Raw genomic sequence first — 13696 nt, forward strand, 5'->3', positions numbered from 1 at the left:
CCCCGGCCATCGGCGGTACCGGCGGTTAAGCCTTATGCTCGGGCCTCTATGGCCCAAGTCACTTTCTCCCCCCCGTTCACCCCGCCTGCCGAGACCGCGAACCAGCTGCGCGGCGCGGGCTTCGCCGTGCTCTCGCCCGCCGACGTGGCGGCCTGGATCGGGTGCCCTCTTTCTGAGTTGCTGGCCCTCAACGCCGACTGGCAGGGCTTGCCGCCCGATGAGTTCCTCAAGGATGGTGGGCGCTATCGGCGCAGGCGCCATTCCTGCTTTGTGGTGCAGGGCGGACAGGTGCAGCAGGTACCGCACCGGGCGCACTGGCAACCCGTGGAGTACAACGCACTGCACGGCGGCATGGAGCGCTGGTTTGCGCCCATGGAGGCCGCCACCGTGGCGCAGCCTGCGTGGGGGCAGTTGCTGCAGGCCTTGGCCCGGGTGTCCGACGCGGTGTTTGCCCACGGCCAGGCACCGCAGCCCTGGTCGGTGGAAGCGCACCAATTCCGCATCGACACCGAAGGCGGCATCGGCCGCCCCACGCCCGAAGGCGCGCACCGCGACGGCGTGGACCTGGTGGCCGTGTTCCTGGTGGCGCGCGAGGGCATCAAGGGAGGCGAGACCCGCGTGTTCGAGGCCAAGGGCCCCAGCGGCCAGCGCTTCACGCTCACCGAGCCCTGGTCGCTGCTGCTGCTGGACGATGCGCGCATGATCCACGAGTCCACCCCCATCCAGCCCATCGCCCCGGGCGGCTACCGCGACACGCTGGTGGTCACCTGCCGGCGTGGCGGCTTTCAAGGGGCGGATGTGCTGGGGCAGGCCGATCCGATCGTGTAGGACAAGGCATCGTCATGGCGCGCAAATGGCAGGATCGAGCGCCTACCGTTTGATGTCGATCAAGATGCGATGTATGGTGCAGGTTCACACTGTCCCTCATCGCACCAAAGGCGGTGCCAAGGGCCAGCGGACAGCTGGCTGCGGACACCGCCGAGGGTGCATTCAACACAAGGAGAAGACACCATGTTCAAGCACATCCTGGTTCCCATTGATGGTTCCGACATCGCCTCGCTGGCGGTGGCCAAGGCGGCGGGCCTGGCCAAGACCTTCGGCAGCGCCGTGACCGCCTTGTACGTGGTGGACCCTTATCCGTTCACCGGCGTCGGCGCCGATTTTGCCTATGGCCAGGCGCAGTACCTGAGTGCCGCCACGGCCGAGGCCAATGCAGCGCTGGACAAGGCGCGCACCGAACTCACCGCCGCCGGTGTGCAGGTGAGCACCGTGGTGGGTGAAGGCCATACGGTGCACGACGGCATACTGAGCGCCGTGCTGAGCACGGGCGCCGACCTGGTCGTGATGGGCTCGCACGGCCGCCGCGGCCTTGAAAAGTTGGTGCTGGGCAGCGTCACGCAGCGCGTGCTGGGCTCGGTGCACGTGCCGGTGCTGGTGGTGAGGACCTGAGCCTCGGCGCTGAGTTGGTGCTGCACTTCTGGCTTTGCGCCGGAACAAAAAAGGCTCCAAGAAGGAGCCATTTTTTCTTCGATGCAGCGCTTCGGGAGGGCTTTTGGCGGTTCCTACACTGTTACTCGATCTTTGCGCCGGAGGCTTCCACTATGCCCTTCCACTTGGTGTAGTCGGCCTTGAGGAAGGTGTTGAGCTGGGCTGCCGACATGGCTTCGGGTTCGGCACCCTGGGCGTGGATGGCGGCCTTCATCTCTTCGGTGGCCAGGAGCTTGTTGATCTCGGCGTTCAGCGCCGTGACCACGTTGGCTGGCGTGCCGGCGGGGGCGAACACGCCGTACCAGGTGCTCACGTCGAAGCCCTTGAAGCCGGATTCGGCCACCGTGGGCACGTCGGGCATGGACGAGCTGCGCTTGGCCGAGGTCACGGCCAGGGGGCGCAGCTTGCCCGACTTGATCTGGCCCATGGCCGAGGGCACGGAGGACATCAGCAGGTCCACGTTGCCGGCCAGTGCATCCATGAGGGCGGGGTTCGAGCCCTTGTAGGGGATGTGGCTGAGCTTCACGCCCGCGGCCTTCTCGAACAGGTCGCCCGCCAGGTGGATGGAGGTGCCGTTGCCCGGCGAGCCGTAGGTGACGGTGCCGGGGGCTGCCTTGGCGGCGGCCACCACGTCGGCCAGGGTCTTGTACTTGGAGTTGGCGCTGGTGGCGATGACCACCGGGGTGTAGGCCACATGGGCCACGGCGGTCAGGTCCTTGGTCGGGTCCCAGGGCAGGTTCTTGTAGAGCCAGGGGCCGATGACCAGGTTGTCCTTCTGGCCCATCACGATGTCATAGCCGGTGGGCGCTGCCTTCACGGCTTCGCCGATGCCGATGGTGCCGCCCGCGCCGGCCTTGTTGTCGGCCACCACGGTCCACTTGGCGCTTTCGGTCAGCTTGGTGGCCACCAGGCGCGACAGGATGTCGGTGCCGCCGCCGGGCGGGAAGGGCACGATCAGGCGGATGGGCTTGTTGGGGTAGGCGGCGGCAGGGGCGGGCGCCTGGGCGTGGGCGGTGGCGCCCAGGGCGAGGGCCAGCGCGCTGAAGGAAATCAGGGTGCGAATCATGGTGAAAGATGTCTCCGTCGGTTCAATGGGGGAGCCGCCGCAACGGGCATGCTCCACTCTGCCGGTCTGGGCCAGCACCTCGCCATGATCGCTGATCGGGCGTGGGTGCTGCCTTGCCAATGCAGGGTGGCGCCATCGCCGCTGGCGATGGCAGCCTGCGCGTGGATCAGACGCGTTCAAAAATGGCGGCAATGCCCTGGCCGCCGCCGATGCACATGGTCACCAGCGCATAGCGGCCCTGCACGCGCTGCAGTTCGTGCAGTGCCTTCACGGTGATCAGCGCGCCGGTGGCGCCGATGGGGTGGCCCAGCGATATGCCAGAGCCATTGGGGTTGACCTTGGCGGGGTCCAGGCCCAGGTCCTTGGTGACGGCGCAGGCCTGGGCGGCAAAGGCCTCGTTGGCCTCGATCACGTCCAGGTCGTTCACCGTGAGACCGGCCTTCTTGAGCGCCAGCTGTGTGGCCGGCACGGGGCCGATGCCCATGTACTTGGGGTCCACACCGGCATGGGCGTAGGCCACCAGGCGCGCCAGCGGCTTGGCGCCGCGCGCCTTGGCGGCGCCGGCTTCCATCAGCACCACGGCGGCGGCCGCGTCGTTGATGCCCGAGGCATTGCCAGCGGTGACGGTGCCGTTCTCCTTGATGAAGACCGGCTTGAGCTTGGCCATGTCGGCCAGCGTGGCGCCAGCGCGGAAGTGCTCGTCGGTCGCGTACTGCACGTCGCCCTTCTTGGCTTTAAGGGTGACCGGCACGATCTGGTCCTTGAACAGGCCGGCCGCCGTGGCGCGCTCGGCGCGGTTGTGGCTTTCCACGGCCAGCTGGTCCTGCTCTTCGCGGCTGATGCCCCACTTGGCGGCGATGTTCTCGGCCGTCACCCCCATGTGGATGTTGTGGAAGGGGTCGTGCAGCGCGCCGATCATCATGTCCACCATCTTGGTGTCGCCCATGCGGGCGCCCCAGCGCATGTTCAGGCTGGCGAACGGTGCACGGCTCATGTTCTCGGCGCCGGCGCCGATGGCCACGTCGGTGTCGCCCAGCAGGATGGACTGGCTGGCGCTGACGATGGCCTGCAGGCCCGAGCCGCACAGGCGGTTCACGTTGTAGGCGGGGGTGTTCTCGCTGCAGCCGCCGTTGATGGCGGCCACGCGCGAGAGGTACATGTCCTTGGGCTCGGTGTTCACCACGTGGCCGAACACCACGTGGCCCACGTCCTTGCCTTCCACGTTGGCACGGGCGAGCGATTCACGCACCACGAGGGCACCCAGTTCGGTGGGAGCGATGTCCTTGAGGCTGCCGCCAAAAGTACCGATGGCGGTGCGCACTGCGCTGACGACGACGACTTCACGGGTCATGGGAGTCTCCTTGGAAAAATGGAATGCTATGGGCTTGCAACGCCTGGATGGCAGACGCTGGCAGCTATGAAAACAAGGGCGGCTGAAACTGGCGCGCGACAGGCCAGTGCCGCCGTGGAACTGGCTTTGCCAGGCCACTGGCGGCGTCCCCCTGGGGGGAAGACGTGAAGCGGCTCAGGGGGGTCATGCTTCTCTTACATCGGCCACCGGGTTGGTGCCGAAGTCAGCGCGGTCCAGCCAGGCGAGCACGCGGGTGGCGGCGTCGGCGGGCGATGTGAGCTGGCCACCCGTCTTGAGGTTGGCGAAATTCTGGCGGTCCGGGAAGGCCTCGGGTGCGGCACCGCGCAATTGCACCTGCATGTCGGTGTCGATCACGCCCGGAGCCAGCGAGCATACCTTGGCGCCGTGGGGCTTGTGGGCTTCGTCCAGCGCCACGCAGCGCGTGAAGTGGTCCATGCCGGCCTTGGCCGCGCAGTAGGCCGCCTGCGAGGCCATGGCCTTGCGGCCCAGGCCCGAGGAAATGTTGAGCACCTTGCGCGCTGCGCCGGTCCAGCCCTCGGTGGCACCGAGGAAGGCGGCCGTGAGCTGCATGGGGGACTCCAGGCCCACGCGCAGGGCGTTGGCGAGGTCGGCGGCATCGCTGTCCGACAGCGGGGCGATGCGCGGAATCACCCCGGCGTTGTTGATCAATGTGGCGCTGGCGAAGCGGCCGGGGGCCTGCGCGGCCAGCCAGTCCTTGAGGCGCGCGGCGGCCTGCTCGCCCTGGGCAAGGTCCAGCTGCCACTGCTCAAGCGTGGCGCCCGAGGCCTTGGCGGCGGCAGTCAGTGCGTCCTGGCTGCTGCGGGCCAGGCTGATGAGGGTGTTGCCGGGGTGTTGCAGCAGCTGCTGGGCCATGGCCAGGCCCATGCCGCGCGAGCCGCCGGTGAGGATGAAGAGGTGTTGGGGTTGGGACATCCCGCCATCCTACTGCGCTTGCGCGCCATCAAGTGTCACCGGGGGATTCGAGCGCTGCCAGCAGCAGCGCCAGCCGCGCATCCAGCGCTGCCAGATCGGCCGCCTTCATGGGCGCCAGGATGCGGTGCTCGTTTGCCACATGGGCCTCCACCGCGCGGTCGATCAGTTCCAGGCCCGCGGGCGTGAGCTGCACCAGCATGCTGCGCGCGTCCTCGGGGTTGGGCAGGCGTGCCACGAAGCCACTGGCTTCGAGCTTGTTCATGCGGTGCGTCATGGTGCCCGAGGTGACCATGAGCGTGGAGAACAGCGTGGTCGGCGCCAGGCAGTAGGGCGCGCCCGAGCGGCGCAGCGTGGCCAGCATGTCGAATTCCCAGAAGCTCAGGCCGAACTCCGCAAAGGTCTCGTCGAGCCGGCGCTGCAGCAGGGCCGCGCAGCGCTTGATGCGGCCGATGGGCCCCATGGGGCTCACGTCCAGGTCAGGGCGTTCGCGGTGCCATTGGGCCAGGATGGCGTCTACGGCATCGGGCGGGGTGGAGGGTGCGGGCATGGTGGTGCAGATTGTCTTGATTTCAAGATTTTATGGTACAGTGATTTATCTTGAATTGAAGATAAATTCCATGACCGAATCTCCCTCCAGGATCGCCTGGTCCGATGTGCTGCTGACCGCGCTGGCGCCTGCCATCTGGGGCTCCACCTACATCGTCACCACCGAGCTGCTGCCGCCGGACCGGCCGTTCACCGCCGCTCTGCTGCGCACCTTGCCTGCCGGCCTGCTGCTGGTGCTCTGGTGCCGCCAGGCCCCCGCGCTGCGTGACGGGCGTGGCTGGGGCCGCCTGCTGTTGCTGGCAGCGCTCAACCTGGGCGTCTTCCAGGCTTTGCTGTTCGTGGCGGCCTACCGGTTGCCGGGCGGGGTGGCCGCGGTGGTCGGTGCCATCGGGCCGCTGCTCATGATGGGCCTGACCTGGGCGGTGGACCACCGCCGGCCTCCGGCGCTGGCCATGGTGGCCGGTGCACTCGGCGTGGCGGGCATGGCGGCGCTGCTGCTGTCACCCGGCGCCGCGTGGGACATGGTGGGCGTGGCGGCCGCGCTCACCGGCACGGTGTGCATGGCGCTGGGCACCTTTCTGGCGCGGCGCTGGCAGTCGGGCGGCCTGCCGGTGCTGGCCTTCACAGGCTGGCAACTGCTGGCTGGCGGGCTCATGCTGGCGCCCGTGGCCTGGGCGCTGGACCCACCGCTGCCCGCTCTCACGGTAACCCAGGTAGGGGGCTATGCCTACCTGGGCATTGCGGGTGCTTTGCTGGCCTATGCGCTGTGGTTCCGCGGCGTGGCACGGCTGCCCTCCATCGCCGTGTCGTCGCTCGGATTGCTGAGCCCGGTGGCGGCGGTGCTGCTGGGCTGGGCGCTGCTCGGGCAGGCCATGCGCGGGACCTCACTGGTGGGCGTGGTGGTGGTGCTGGCCAGCATCCTGGCCGTGCAGTGGGCCATGGCGCGGCAGGCCGAGCGCACGGCTTAAAAATTGGGCGGCAGATGGAATTGCAAGGTTTCGCCGGTGGCAGGGTGCGCCAGTGCCAGATCGCTCGCATGCAGCAGCAGGCGCGGCGACCTGGCCTGCGTGGCGGCATCGGCATACAGCGCATCACCCAGGATGGCGTGGCCCACGGCGGAAAGATGCACGCGCAACTGGTGGGTGCGGCCAGTTACGGGTTCAAGCAGCACGCGTGTCGTGTCGGCCAAGGGGTCGTGCGCCGCGGCATGCCAACGGGTCAGGCTAGGCTTGCCCGCAGCGGCGTCGATCACGCGCAGCGGCCGGCGCTCCCAGTCGGCAGCAATGGGCAGGTCGATCTCGGCCCAGGTGCTGTCATCGCGCTGCTCTATGTGCCCCTGCACCACCGCCACATAGCGCTTGTGCACCTGGCGCTGCTCGAACGCCAGGCTGAGCTGGCGTTGCGCATCGATGTGCCGCGCCATGAGCACCAGGCCCGAGGTGGCCTGGTCCAGCCGGTGCACGATGAGCGCGCCGGGCCAGCGCTGCTGGGCGCGGGCGCTCAGGCAGTCCTGCTTGTCGGGGCCGCGACCGGGCACGCACAGCAGGCCTGCCGGCTTGTGCAACACCAGGATGTCCGCGTCTTCGTGCAGCGCCTGCACGGGCAAAGTGCCCTCAGCCGGCGCCATGGCCATGGATGAGCCGGTGCACCGTGGCGACCAGTTCCTCCACATCGTTGGGTTTGTGGATCAGCGCGCTGGCGCCTTCGGCCATGGCGGCCTGCTCGATCTCGGTCGTCACGTAGCCCGAGGCCAGCGCCACCGGCAGGTCGGGGCGTATCTGGCGCGCCTCGCGCACCAGGTCGGTACCGACGAAGCCGGGCATGTTGTAGTCGGTCACCAGCAGGTCGTAGCGTTGCGGATCCGCCTGCAGGGCGGCCGTGGCCTCGTGCGGATCGGTGTAGCCGCTCACCTCGTAGCCGCGGCGGCGCAGCAGGCGCTGCACCAGAAAGACCAGGGCCTGGTCGTCGTCCACATACATCACATGCGGTTTGCGCTGGTCGGCCGGGGCGGTCTCCAGCGGTGCGGGGGCTGGCGGCGGCACCAGCGGCGGTGCGGGTTCTGCTGGCAGGGTGGCAACCGGGAAGTACAGCGTGAAGCGGCTGCCGTGGCCGGGGATGCTGCTCACGTCCACCGCGCCTTCGTGCGTGCGCATCACGCCATGCACCACGGCCAGGCCCAGGCCCGTGCCCTGGCCCACGGGCTTGGTGGTGAAGAACGGCTCGAAGATGCGCTGCAGCGTGGCCGCGTCGATGCCGGGGCCGTTGTCGCGCACCGCCAGCGCCACGTAGTGGCCTTCGGCCAAGCCCAGGCGCTCGCTCAGCCGCTGGTCGGGTTGAATGGCCATGGCCTCCACATGGATGCTGCCGCGCGCGTTGCCGATGGCGTGGATGGCGTTGGTGCACAGGTTGAGCAGGGCCTGTTCGACCTGGGTGGCATCGGCCAGCACCGGGGGCAGGTCCAGCTGCAGCTGCATGTGCAGTTCGATGGCCGGTGGCAGGGTCACGCGCAGCAGGCGCTCGGTGTCGTGCACCACCTCCACCAGTGGCACGGCGGTGCGCTGCGGTGGCTCGTTGCGGCTGAAGGTGAGGATCTGGCGCACCAGGTCGCGTGCGCGGCGCCCGGCCTTCTCGATTTCGCGCAGGCTCTCCAGCGCGGGCGAACCGGGGGCGCTGTCGGCCTTGGCCAGCTCCACATTGCCCAGGATGGCGCTCAGGATGTTGTTGAAGTCGTGTGCGATGCCGCCGGCCATGGTGCCCACGGCCTGCATCTTGTGCGACTCGCGCAGCTGCGCCTCCAGCTCGCTGCGGTGCGCCTCGGCCTTCTTGCGGCCCGTGAGGTCGCGCGCGAACACGGTGGTGGTCTCGCCCTCGGCGTGGCGCTCGAACGATACGCTCACCTCCACGTCCAGCTCCTTGCCGCTGGCCGTGAGCGCCGTCATCTCCCCCAGCATGGCCTGCGTGGTCAGTTGCGCAAACGTCAGGCCCTGCGACGCGCCGGGCAGGAAGCGTTCGAGCGGGCTGCCCAGCGCATCGCTGGCGCTGCACTGGAACAGTGCCGCCGCCGTGGGGTTGAACACGGTGATGCGCTGGTGCTGGTCCACGCAGATGATGGCGTCGAGCGCGGAGTTGATGATCGCTTCCAGCCGCTTCTCGCTGGCGTACAGCTGCTCGTTGCGCTGCTGCAAGGCCTGCGCGCTGTACTGCAGTGCCCTGCGCTCGGTGAGCAGAGGCCCTTGGTCGATCACCGCACAAAGGTACTGCGACACGGGTGGGCCACCGCCGGCCTGGGGGGCCTCGATGTGGGCGATGTGCAGGTCGCCCTTGATGCGCTGCTCGTCGCCGATGTCGAACACCACCTCGGTCACCTCGCTGCGGCCCAGGTTCTCGGCCTGGGCGAAGGCGTTGTGCACGCGGTCCACATCGGCCGCGCTCACGAAGGGCATCAGGGCCGTGAGGGGCCGGTCGCGCTCCGTAGGCTGGAAGGAACGGTGCGCCATGGAGTTGGCCTGCACCACCATGTCGTGCTCGTCGATCACCATCAGCGCCAGCGGCATGCTCGCAAACAGGGTCTCGAAGCGCTCCGAAGCGCCCTCGGCCATGGCCTGGCTGTAGCGCAGCACCTTGTTCTGGCTTTCGAGCTCGGCCTGGTAGGCGCGCAGCTCGGCCACCAGGCCCTCGGCCGGGCTGCCGGCAGTGCCCGCCGTGCCTTCGTTGGCCGCAGCCGTATCCGCCGCCGTTGGCGAACGCCGGGAAGGGTCCAGGAAAGACAGGTCCAGTTCACTCATGGACAGGGGGGATCAACGGGGCGGCACCGCGCGATGGGGAGGTGGGAAGGAAAACAAGTGTAAGCCTGCCTGGAGTCCCCCTACCGCGCATGGGCGGCGCGATTGTTGACCGAATCCGAACAATCCTTTTCCCGTACAGGGCTTACTGAACAGATGGTCAGTAATTACAGTTCATCCATTGGCATTTCGGTGCCATCCATCCACCCAAGATACTTCAGGAAATCTGCCATGACTGCCACCGCCGACCACACCACCGTCGCCAACCCGCTGCTCGACAAGCTGCAATGGCGCTACGCCGCCAAGAAGATGGACCCCGCCAAGAGCGTGCCCGCCGACAAGGTCGAACGCATCCTCGAAGCCGCACGCCTGGCACCCACCTCCAGCGGCCTGCAGCCCTTCGAGATCATCGTGGTGACCGACCCCGCCGTGCGCGCCCGCATCCAGCCCATCGCCTGGAACCAGGCGCAGATCACCGATGGCTCGCACCTGCTGGTGTTCGCGGCCTGGGACAACTACACGGCCGAGCGCATCAACATGATGTTCGACCTGACCAACGAGCAGCGCGGCTTCAAGAACGAAGGCTGGGAAAACTACCGCCAGATGCTGCTCGGGATGTACCCGCAGCGCGATGCTGAAGTGAACTTCCAGCACGCCGCCCGCCAGGCCTACATCGGCCTGAGCGCTGCCCTGATGGCTGCCGCCTTCGAAGGCGTGGACTCCACACCCATGGAAGGCTTCGATCCCAAGGCCCTCGATGAGATCCTGGACCTGAATGCCCGCGGCCTGCGCAGCGTCGCCATCATGCCCCTGGGCTATCGCGCCAGCGAAGGCGACTGGCTGGTGAACCTCAAGAAGGTGCGCCGCCCACGCGAACAGTTCGTCACCGAAGTGTGATGGAAGGCGCCGGCCTGTCCGAGGCCGGCCCGGTTGCATATCTCTCTCCTCCGCCGTCTTCATTCAAGACGTTCACCCGCCCTCCGCGCAAGTGGAGGGCGGTTTTTTTTCAGCCCGCGGGTCTGGGCGCATCGCTGACCTGGCGCAGCGGCGTGAGCACGAAGGCCAGGGCCACCAGCAGCACCAGGGCACCACCGCTGGCTGCGAACAGCTGCGTGAGCGTGATGCTCTTCATGAGCCAGCCCGTCACGGCCGCCGAGATCGGCGCCAGCCCCATGAAGATGAACATGAACAAACCCATGGCCCGGCCCATCAGCATGGGCGGCACGCGCTGCTGGATCCAGGTGAACACGCGCACCTGCATGAAGCCGCCGAGCAGGCCGATGGCCAGCATCAGGCCAGCGCCCTGCCATGTGGCGTCGATCATGCCCATGGGGATGAACAAGAGGCCAATCACGGCGTCGAAGACCAGGATGGTCAGGCCCAGGCTGCCCACGCGCAGGCGCGGGAACATGCCCGAGGCCACCATGCCCGCCAGCGTGCCCGCTCCGTGGGCGCCCAGCATGGTGCCGAAGGCGGCCGCGCCCAGCGTGGGCGTGCTGCTGGCCAGCACCGGCACGGCGATGTGGATGGGCCCCATGATGAACAGGGCGATGGCGCTCCAGTAAAGGAAGCAGGTGCGCAGCTCGGCATCGCGCCAGAAGTGCACCAGGCCTTGGGCCACCGACGCCAGCACCGCCTGTGGCGCCCCTTGCGGCACCGGTGACGCGCCTTCCAGCATGCGCACCTTCGCCAGCGTCCAGGCCGAGATGCCAAAGCTCAGCGCGTCGAGCGCAAAGGCTATGCCGATGCCCGTGGCGTTGGCGCGGGCCTCGGCACCGGTGCCTGCACTGCTGTCGCCGAACAGCGCGATCAGCAGTCCCGCGAGCAGCGGCCCCAGGAACATGGTCAGTTGGCGCAACCCCAGGCTGATGCCATTGGCTGCCTGCAACTGGGCGCGCGGCACCACGTGCGGCATCATGGCGGTGCCCGCAGGGATGCTGAAGGCCGTGGCCAGGCCGATGGCCAGCGACAGCACATACACCATCCACAGCGTGAGCGTGCCCGTGAGCACCAGGCCGCTGAGCAGGGCCAGCAGCCCCAGGTTGATGTACTTGGTGAGCATCAGCACCTCTTTGGGCGAATAGCGGTCGACCAGCGCGCCGCCGATCAGGATGAACAGCGCACGCGGCACGCTCATGAGGGCCAGCACGGTGCCCAGCACCAGGGTGTCGCCGGTCATCTGCAGCACCAGCCAGGGCAGGGCGATCAGGGTGAACTGGTCGCCCAGCATAGTGAGGGCCGAGCCGCTGGTGAGCCAGCGGAAGTTGGGGTCGCGCAGCAGTGCCTGGCGCGGGTCTGCGCCGGGCGGCGCGGGGTGGTCGGCGTAGGCTGGCATGGTGTTTTCTTGGTAGGCAATGGTTTGGACAGGGATGAAGGGCGGGATCAGGCGAGTTGCAGTTCCGGCCGCCTGCGCCGCCAATGCAGTGCGCCGCCCGCCAGGGCCAGGCACAACAACAGTGCCGCCGCGTGGCAGGCCAGCGCCGTGGCCAGGGGCAGCCAGCGGCTGCCCGCACCGGGCGCCAGCAAGGTGTCGACCACCACGCCGGTGAGCAGGAAGAGCGCCAGTGCCAGCGCTTCGGGGTGTATGGCGGATTCGGCGAGCAGGCAGGCCAGCAGCAGCGTGCTGGTGCCGGCCACGGCATACAGTGGCCAGTGGCTTGCCGCGTGAAGAAGCCACGCGCGCAGACCATGCCTTGGTTGCGGCGCAGGGGAGTGCAGGGTGCTGTTCATGGTGTCGGTCCAGGGTGTCTGGGGACCGACTGTGGGGCCTCACGTTGCGTGAGGGTCAAGCGTTTTCAGCGACTTTTGAGTGAATCGGTTCAGCCATGCGGGACGGCATGGGCCAGCGCTGCGTGCAGGTAGGCCCTGACCGGGGCGCTCAACGGAGAGCCGGCTTGCAGCAGCGGCTCCTGTGCCGAGGCGGTGAGCAGTTTCTGGCGCAGCACCGGGTCATGGCGCGTGAGCTGGCCAAAAAGCCCGTCCCAACGCTGTGCTGCGGCCATGGCATCCGGGTGGTCCGTGGGGATCTGCCGTTCCAGCAACTGCTCCACCTGTGCCTGCAGCTCGGCCCATTGTGTGTGCGGTACATGGCCCAGCATGCGCAGGTCGTCGCGGGTCATGTACCTCTCCAGCAGCGCCATGCGCATCTTGATCGCGGTTTCGACGAACTCGATCATGTCGCCCGGTGGCGCATGGTTGCGCCCCTGCGTGCTGGGCTCGGTGCGGAACATGTGGCCCCAGCGGTCCAGCAGGTCCAGGTCGCCGCCCATCCAGTGCAGCATCAGTGCCATCCAGCGGTAGGCCAGGGCCTGGACCTCGGGGCTGTCGGGCGGTTGCTGGCGGTCCATGGCGCTGCGCACCAGGTCCTTGACGATCAGCCAATCGGCCTCGATCAGGCTCCAGTTCACGAAGATCTGCTTGAGCTCGGCCGAGCTGAAGTACTTGCCGTAGGTGGTCATCAGGGCCAGTGCTTCGAGCCAGTTGCCCATGTCGGGCTCGGCCCCGGCCATCAGGCCGTCGCGCAGCATGGTCAGGCGTGCGCGCAACTCGGTGGCCTGGGTGATCTGCTGGTCCAGCGCGCGGATCTGCTGACCGATGATGCGCTCGGGCGCCACGCCATCGCCAGCCAGCAACTCGCCGATGTCGCCGAGCGCCAGCCCCATCTGGCGCATGGTCTGGATGGCGTGCAGGCGCTGCACGTCGGCCTGGCTGTACAGGCGGTAGCCGGCCTCGGAGCGGCCCGAAGGTGCCAGCAGCCCGATCTCGTCATAGTGGTGCAGGGTGCGCACCGTGAGGCCGGTGCGGCGGGCCAGTTCACCGACTTTCAGCAGCATGTGGGTGGCTCGCGCGCCGGTCGCTTCTTTGTTGCTTGTTACCTGCCGACGGAAATCAGTTCGATCTCGAAGTTCAGCGTGGCGTTGGGCGGGATCACGCCGCCGGCACCGTTGGCACCGTAGGCGATGGCCGGTGGGCAGGTCAGCTTGGCCTTGCCGCCGGGCTTCATGCGCTGCACGCCTTCGGTCCAGCAGGGGATCACGCGGTTGAGCGGGAACGAGGTGGGTTCGCCGCGCTTGTAGGAGCTGTCGAACTCCTTGCCATCGAGGAAGGTGCCTTTGTAGTGGACCTTGACGGTGTCGGTGGCCTTGGGTGATTCGCCGGTGCCGTCCTTGATCGATTCATAGACCAGGCCGCTGGAGGTGGTGACGGGCTTGGCTTGTTGGGCCATGGCGGCGGGGGCGATGGCGAGGGTGGCGAGCAGCAGGCACAGGGTGTGGCGCAAGGGGTTCTCCTTCGAGTATTTCAAACAGGCGCGATCTTAGTCGTGTTCTTGTGGGTGTCCGTTCGATGTTGTTTCGGCGGGCGCTTCTGTTTTTTCTATTGAGGGCGGGAGCCGGGATGTGCGCCCGGCGTGGCTGGTTTGACAGCATGCCTGTGCTGAGGGCGGGAGCCGGGTCTCGGCCCGGCGGCCGAGGTACCTTTCTTTGCGTCGCCAAAGAAACGTACCCCAAA

General features: G+C 67.9%; 14 protein-coding genes. 4 read left to right on the plus strand and 10 right to left on the minus strand.

The genetic code is table 11. From position 1 onward, the window contains the following. Positions 1-48: 48 nt before the first annotated feature. Together AC07X5_RS30730 and AC07X5_RS30735 are read left to right on the plus strand one after the other, a co-directional pair. The gene (locus AC07X5_RS30730) at positions 49-828 is read left to right on the plus strand and encodes a 2OG-Fe dioxygenase family protein (protein WP_494773243.1); all 780 of its coding nucleotides are present in this window, start codon (positions 49-51) and stop codon (positions 826-828) included. 183 nt (positions 829-1011) lie between these two features. Next, positions 1012-1449, plus strand: coding sequence for a universal stress protein (locus tag AC07X5_RS30735; RefSeq protein ID WP_494773244.1), 438 nt, complete (start codon positions 1012-1014; stop codon positions 1447-1449). 121 nt (positions 1450-1570) lie between these two features. Here AC07X5_RS30735 and AC07X5_RS30740 read toward each other — a convergent pair whose 3' ends face one another. The 4 genes from AC07X5_RS30740 to AC07X5_RS30755 form a co-directional block, all read right to left on the minus strand. Further along, entirely contained in the window at positions 1571-2554 is a 984-nt protein-coding gene (locus AC07X5_RS30740; RefSeq protein ID WP_494773245.1) for a tripartite tricarboxylate transporter substrate binding protein, read from the minus strand. A 166-nt stretch (positions 2555-2720) separates the two neighbouring features. Continuing rightward, a complete protein-coding gene (gene bktB, locus AC07X5_RS30745; RefSeq protein WP_494773246.1) occupies positions 2721-3905 on the minus strand; it encodes a beta-ketothiolase BktB in 1185 nt (394 codons plus the stop codon). 183 nt (positions 3906-4088) lie between these two features. Next, positions 4089-4859, minus strand: coding sequence for an SDR family NAD(P)-dependent oxidoreductase (locus AC07X5_RS30750; RefSeq protein WP_494773247.1), 771 nt, complete (start codon positions 4857-4859; stop codon positions 4089-4091). Positions 4860-4887: 28 nt separating this feature from the next. Continuing rightward, positions 4888-5406: a MarR family winged helix-turn-helix transcriptional regulator gene (locus AC07X5_RS30755; protein ID WP_409958788.1), complete on the minus strand. Its 519-nt coding sequence runs from the start codon at positions 5404-5406 to the stop codon at positions 4888-4890. Positions 5407-5476: 70 nt separating this feature from the next. Here AC07X5_RS30755 and AC07X5_RS30760 point away from each other — a divergent pair, with 70 nt between their 5' ends. After that, positions 5477-6373, plus strand: coding sequence for an EamA family transporter (locus tag AC07X5_RS30760; protein ID WP_494773248.1), 897 nt, complete (start codon positions 5477-5479; stop codon positions 6371-6373). Here the strand turns inward: AC07X5_RS30760 and AC07X5_RS30765 are convergent. Beyond that, complete coding sequence (locus AC07X5_RS30765; protein ID WP_494773254.1) at positions 6370-7032, minus strand: RluA family pseudouridine synthase; 663 nt, start codon at positions 7030-7032, stop codon at positions 6370-6372. The two genes, AC07X5_RS30760 and AC07X5_RS30765, sit on opposite strands and share 4 nt — an antisense overlap. Next, complete coding sequence (locus tag AC07X5_RS30770; protein WP_494773249.1) at positions 7019-9190, minus strand: PAS domain-containing hybrid sensor histidine kinase/response regulator; 2172 nt, start codon at positions 9188-9190, stop codon at positions 7019-7021. The genes AC07X5_RS30765 and AC07X5_RS30770 overlap by 14 nt, the downstream gene beginning before the upstream one ends. Positions 9191-9418: 228 nt before the next feature. Between AC07X5_RS30770 and AC07X5_RS30775 the strand changes: the two genes are divergently transcribed. Continuing rightward, positions 9419-10084: an NAD(P)H-dependent oxidoreductase gene (locus tag AC07X5_RS30775; protein ID WP_409958794.1), complete on the plus strand. Its 666-nt coding sequence runs from the start codon at positions 9419-9421 to the stop codon at positions 10082-10084. 109 nt (positions 10085-10193) lie between these two features. Here the strand turns inward: AC07X5_RS30775 and AC07X5_RS30780 are convergent, their stop codons facing one another. The 4 genes from AC07X5_RS30780 to AC07X5_RS30795 all read right to left on the minus strand — a co-directional run bounded on the left by AC07X5_RS30780 (position 10194) and on the right by AC07X5_RS30795 (position 13412). Beyond that, the gene (locus AC07X5_RS30780; RefSeq protein WP_494773250.1) at positions 10194-11522 is read right to left on the minus strand and encodes an MFS transporter; all 1329 of its coding nucleotides are present in this window, start codon (positions 11520-11522) and stop codon (positions 10194-10196) included. Positions 11523-11569: 47 nt separating this feature from the next. After that, a complete protein-coding gene (locus tag AC07X5_RS30785) occupies positions 11570-11917 on the minus strand; it encodes a hypothetical protein (RefSeq protein ID WP_494773251.1) in 348 nt (115 codons plus the stop codon). An 89-nt stretch (positions 11918-12006) separates the two neighbouring features. Further along, positions 12007-13020, minus strand: coding sequence for a MerR family transcriptional regulator (locus tag AC07X5_RS30790; protein ID WP_494773252.1), 1014 nt, complete (start codon positions 13018-13020; stop codon positions 12007-12009). A gap of 38 nt (positions 13021-13058) precedes the next feature. Beyond that, positions 13059-13412, minus strand: coding sequence for an FKBP-type peptidyl-prolyl cis-trans isomerase (locus tag AC07X5_RS30795; RefSeq protein WP_494773255.1), 354 nt, complete (start codon positions 13410-13412; stop codon positions 13059-13061). Positions 13413-13696 lie beyond the last annotated feature (284 nt).

Source organism: Acidovorax sp. GW458-11-26-14-TSB4 (assembly GCF_059423865.1).

Excerpts from the sequence above, each read along its gene's own strand:
- AC07X5_RS30755 (WP_409958788.1), bottom strand. The coding sequence starts at position 5,406 with ATGCCCGCACCCTCCACCCCGCCCGATGCCGTAGACGCCATCCTGGCC.
- AC07X5_RS30730 (WP_494773243.1), top strand. The coding sequence starts at position 49 with ATGGCCCAAGTCACTTTCTCCCCCCCGTTCACCCCGCCTGCCGAGACC.
- AC07X5_RS30750 (WP_494773247.1), bottom strand. The coding sequence starts at position 4,859 with ATGTCCCAACCCCAACACCTCTTCATCCTCACCGGCGGCTCGCGCGGC.
- AC07X5_RS30780 (WP_494773250.1), bottom strand. The coding sequence starts at position 11,522 with ATGCCAGCCTACGCCGACCACCCCGCGCCGCCCGGCGCAGACCCGCGC.
- bktB (WP_494773246.1), bottom strand. The coding sequence starts at position 3,905 with ATGACCCGTGAAGTCGTCGTCGTCAGCGCAGTGCGCACCGCCATCGGT.
- AC07X5_RS30735 (WP_494773244.1), top strand. The coding sequence starts at position 1,012 with ATGTTCAAGCACATCCTGGTTCCCATTGATGGTTCCGACATCGCCTCG.
- AC07X5_RS30775 (WP_409958794.1), top strand. The coding sequence starts at position 9,419 with ATGACTGCCACCGCCGACCACACCACCGTCGCCAACCCGCTGCTCGAC.
- AC07X5_RS30790 (WP_494773252.1), bottom strand. The coding sequence starts at position 13,020 with ATGCTGCTGAAAGTCGGTGAACTGGCCCGCCGCACCGGCCTCACGGTG.
- AC07X5_RS30760 (WP_494773248.1), top strand. The coding sequence starts at position 5,477 with ATGACCGAATCTCCCTCCAGGATCGCCTGGTCCGATGTGCTGCTGACC.
- AC07X5_RS30740 (WP_494773245.1), bottom strand. The coding sequence starts at position 2,554 with ATGATTCGCACCCTGATTTCCTTCAGCGCGCTGGCCCTCGCCCTGGGC.
- AC07X5_RS30795 (WP_494773255.1), bottom strand. The coding sequence starts at position 13,412 with ATGGCCCAACAAGCCAAGCCCGTCACCACCTCCAGCGGCCTGGTCTAT.
- AC07X5_RS30770 (WP_494773249.1), bottom strand. The coding sequence starts at position 9,190 with ATGAGTGAACTGGACCTGTCTTTCCTGGACCCTTCCCGGCGTTCGCCA.
- AC07X5_RS30785 (WP_494773251.1), bottom strand. The coding sequence starts at position 11,917 with ATGAACAGCACCCTGCACTCCCCTGCGCCGCAACCAAGGCATGGTCTG.
- AC07X5_RS30765 (WP_494773254.1), bottom strand. The coding sequence starts at position 7,032 with ATGGCGCCGGCTGAGGGCACTTTGCCCGTGCAGGCGCTGCACGAAGAC.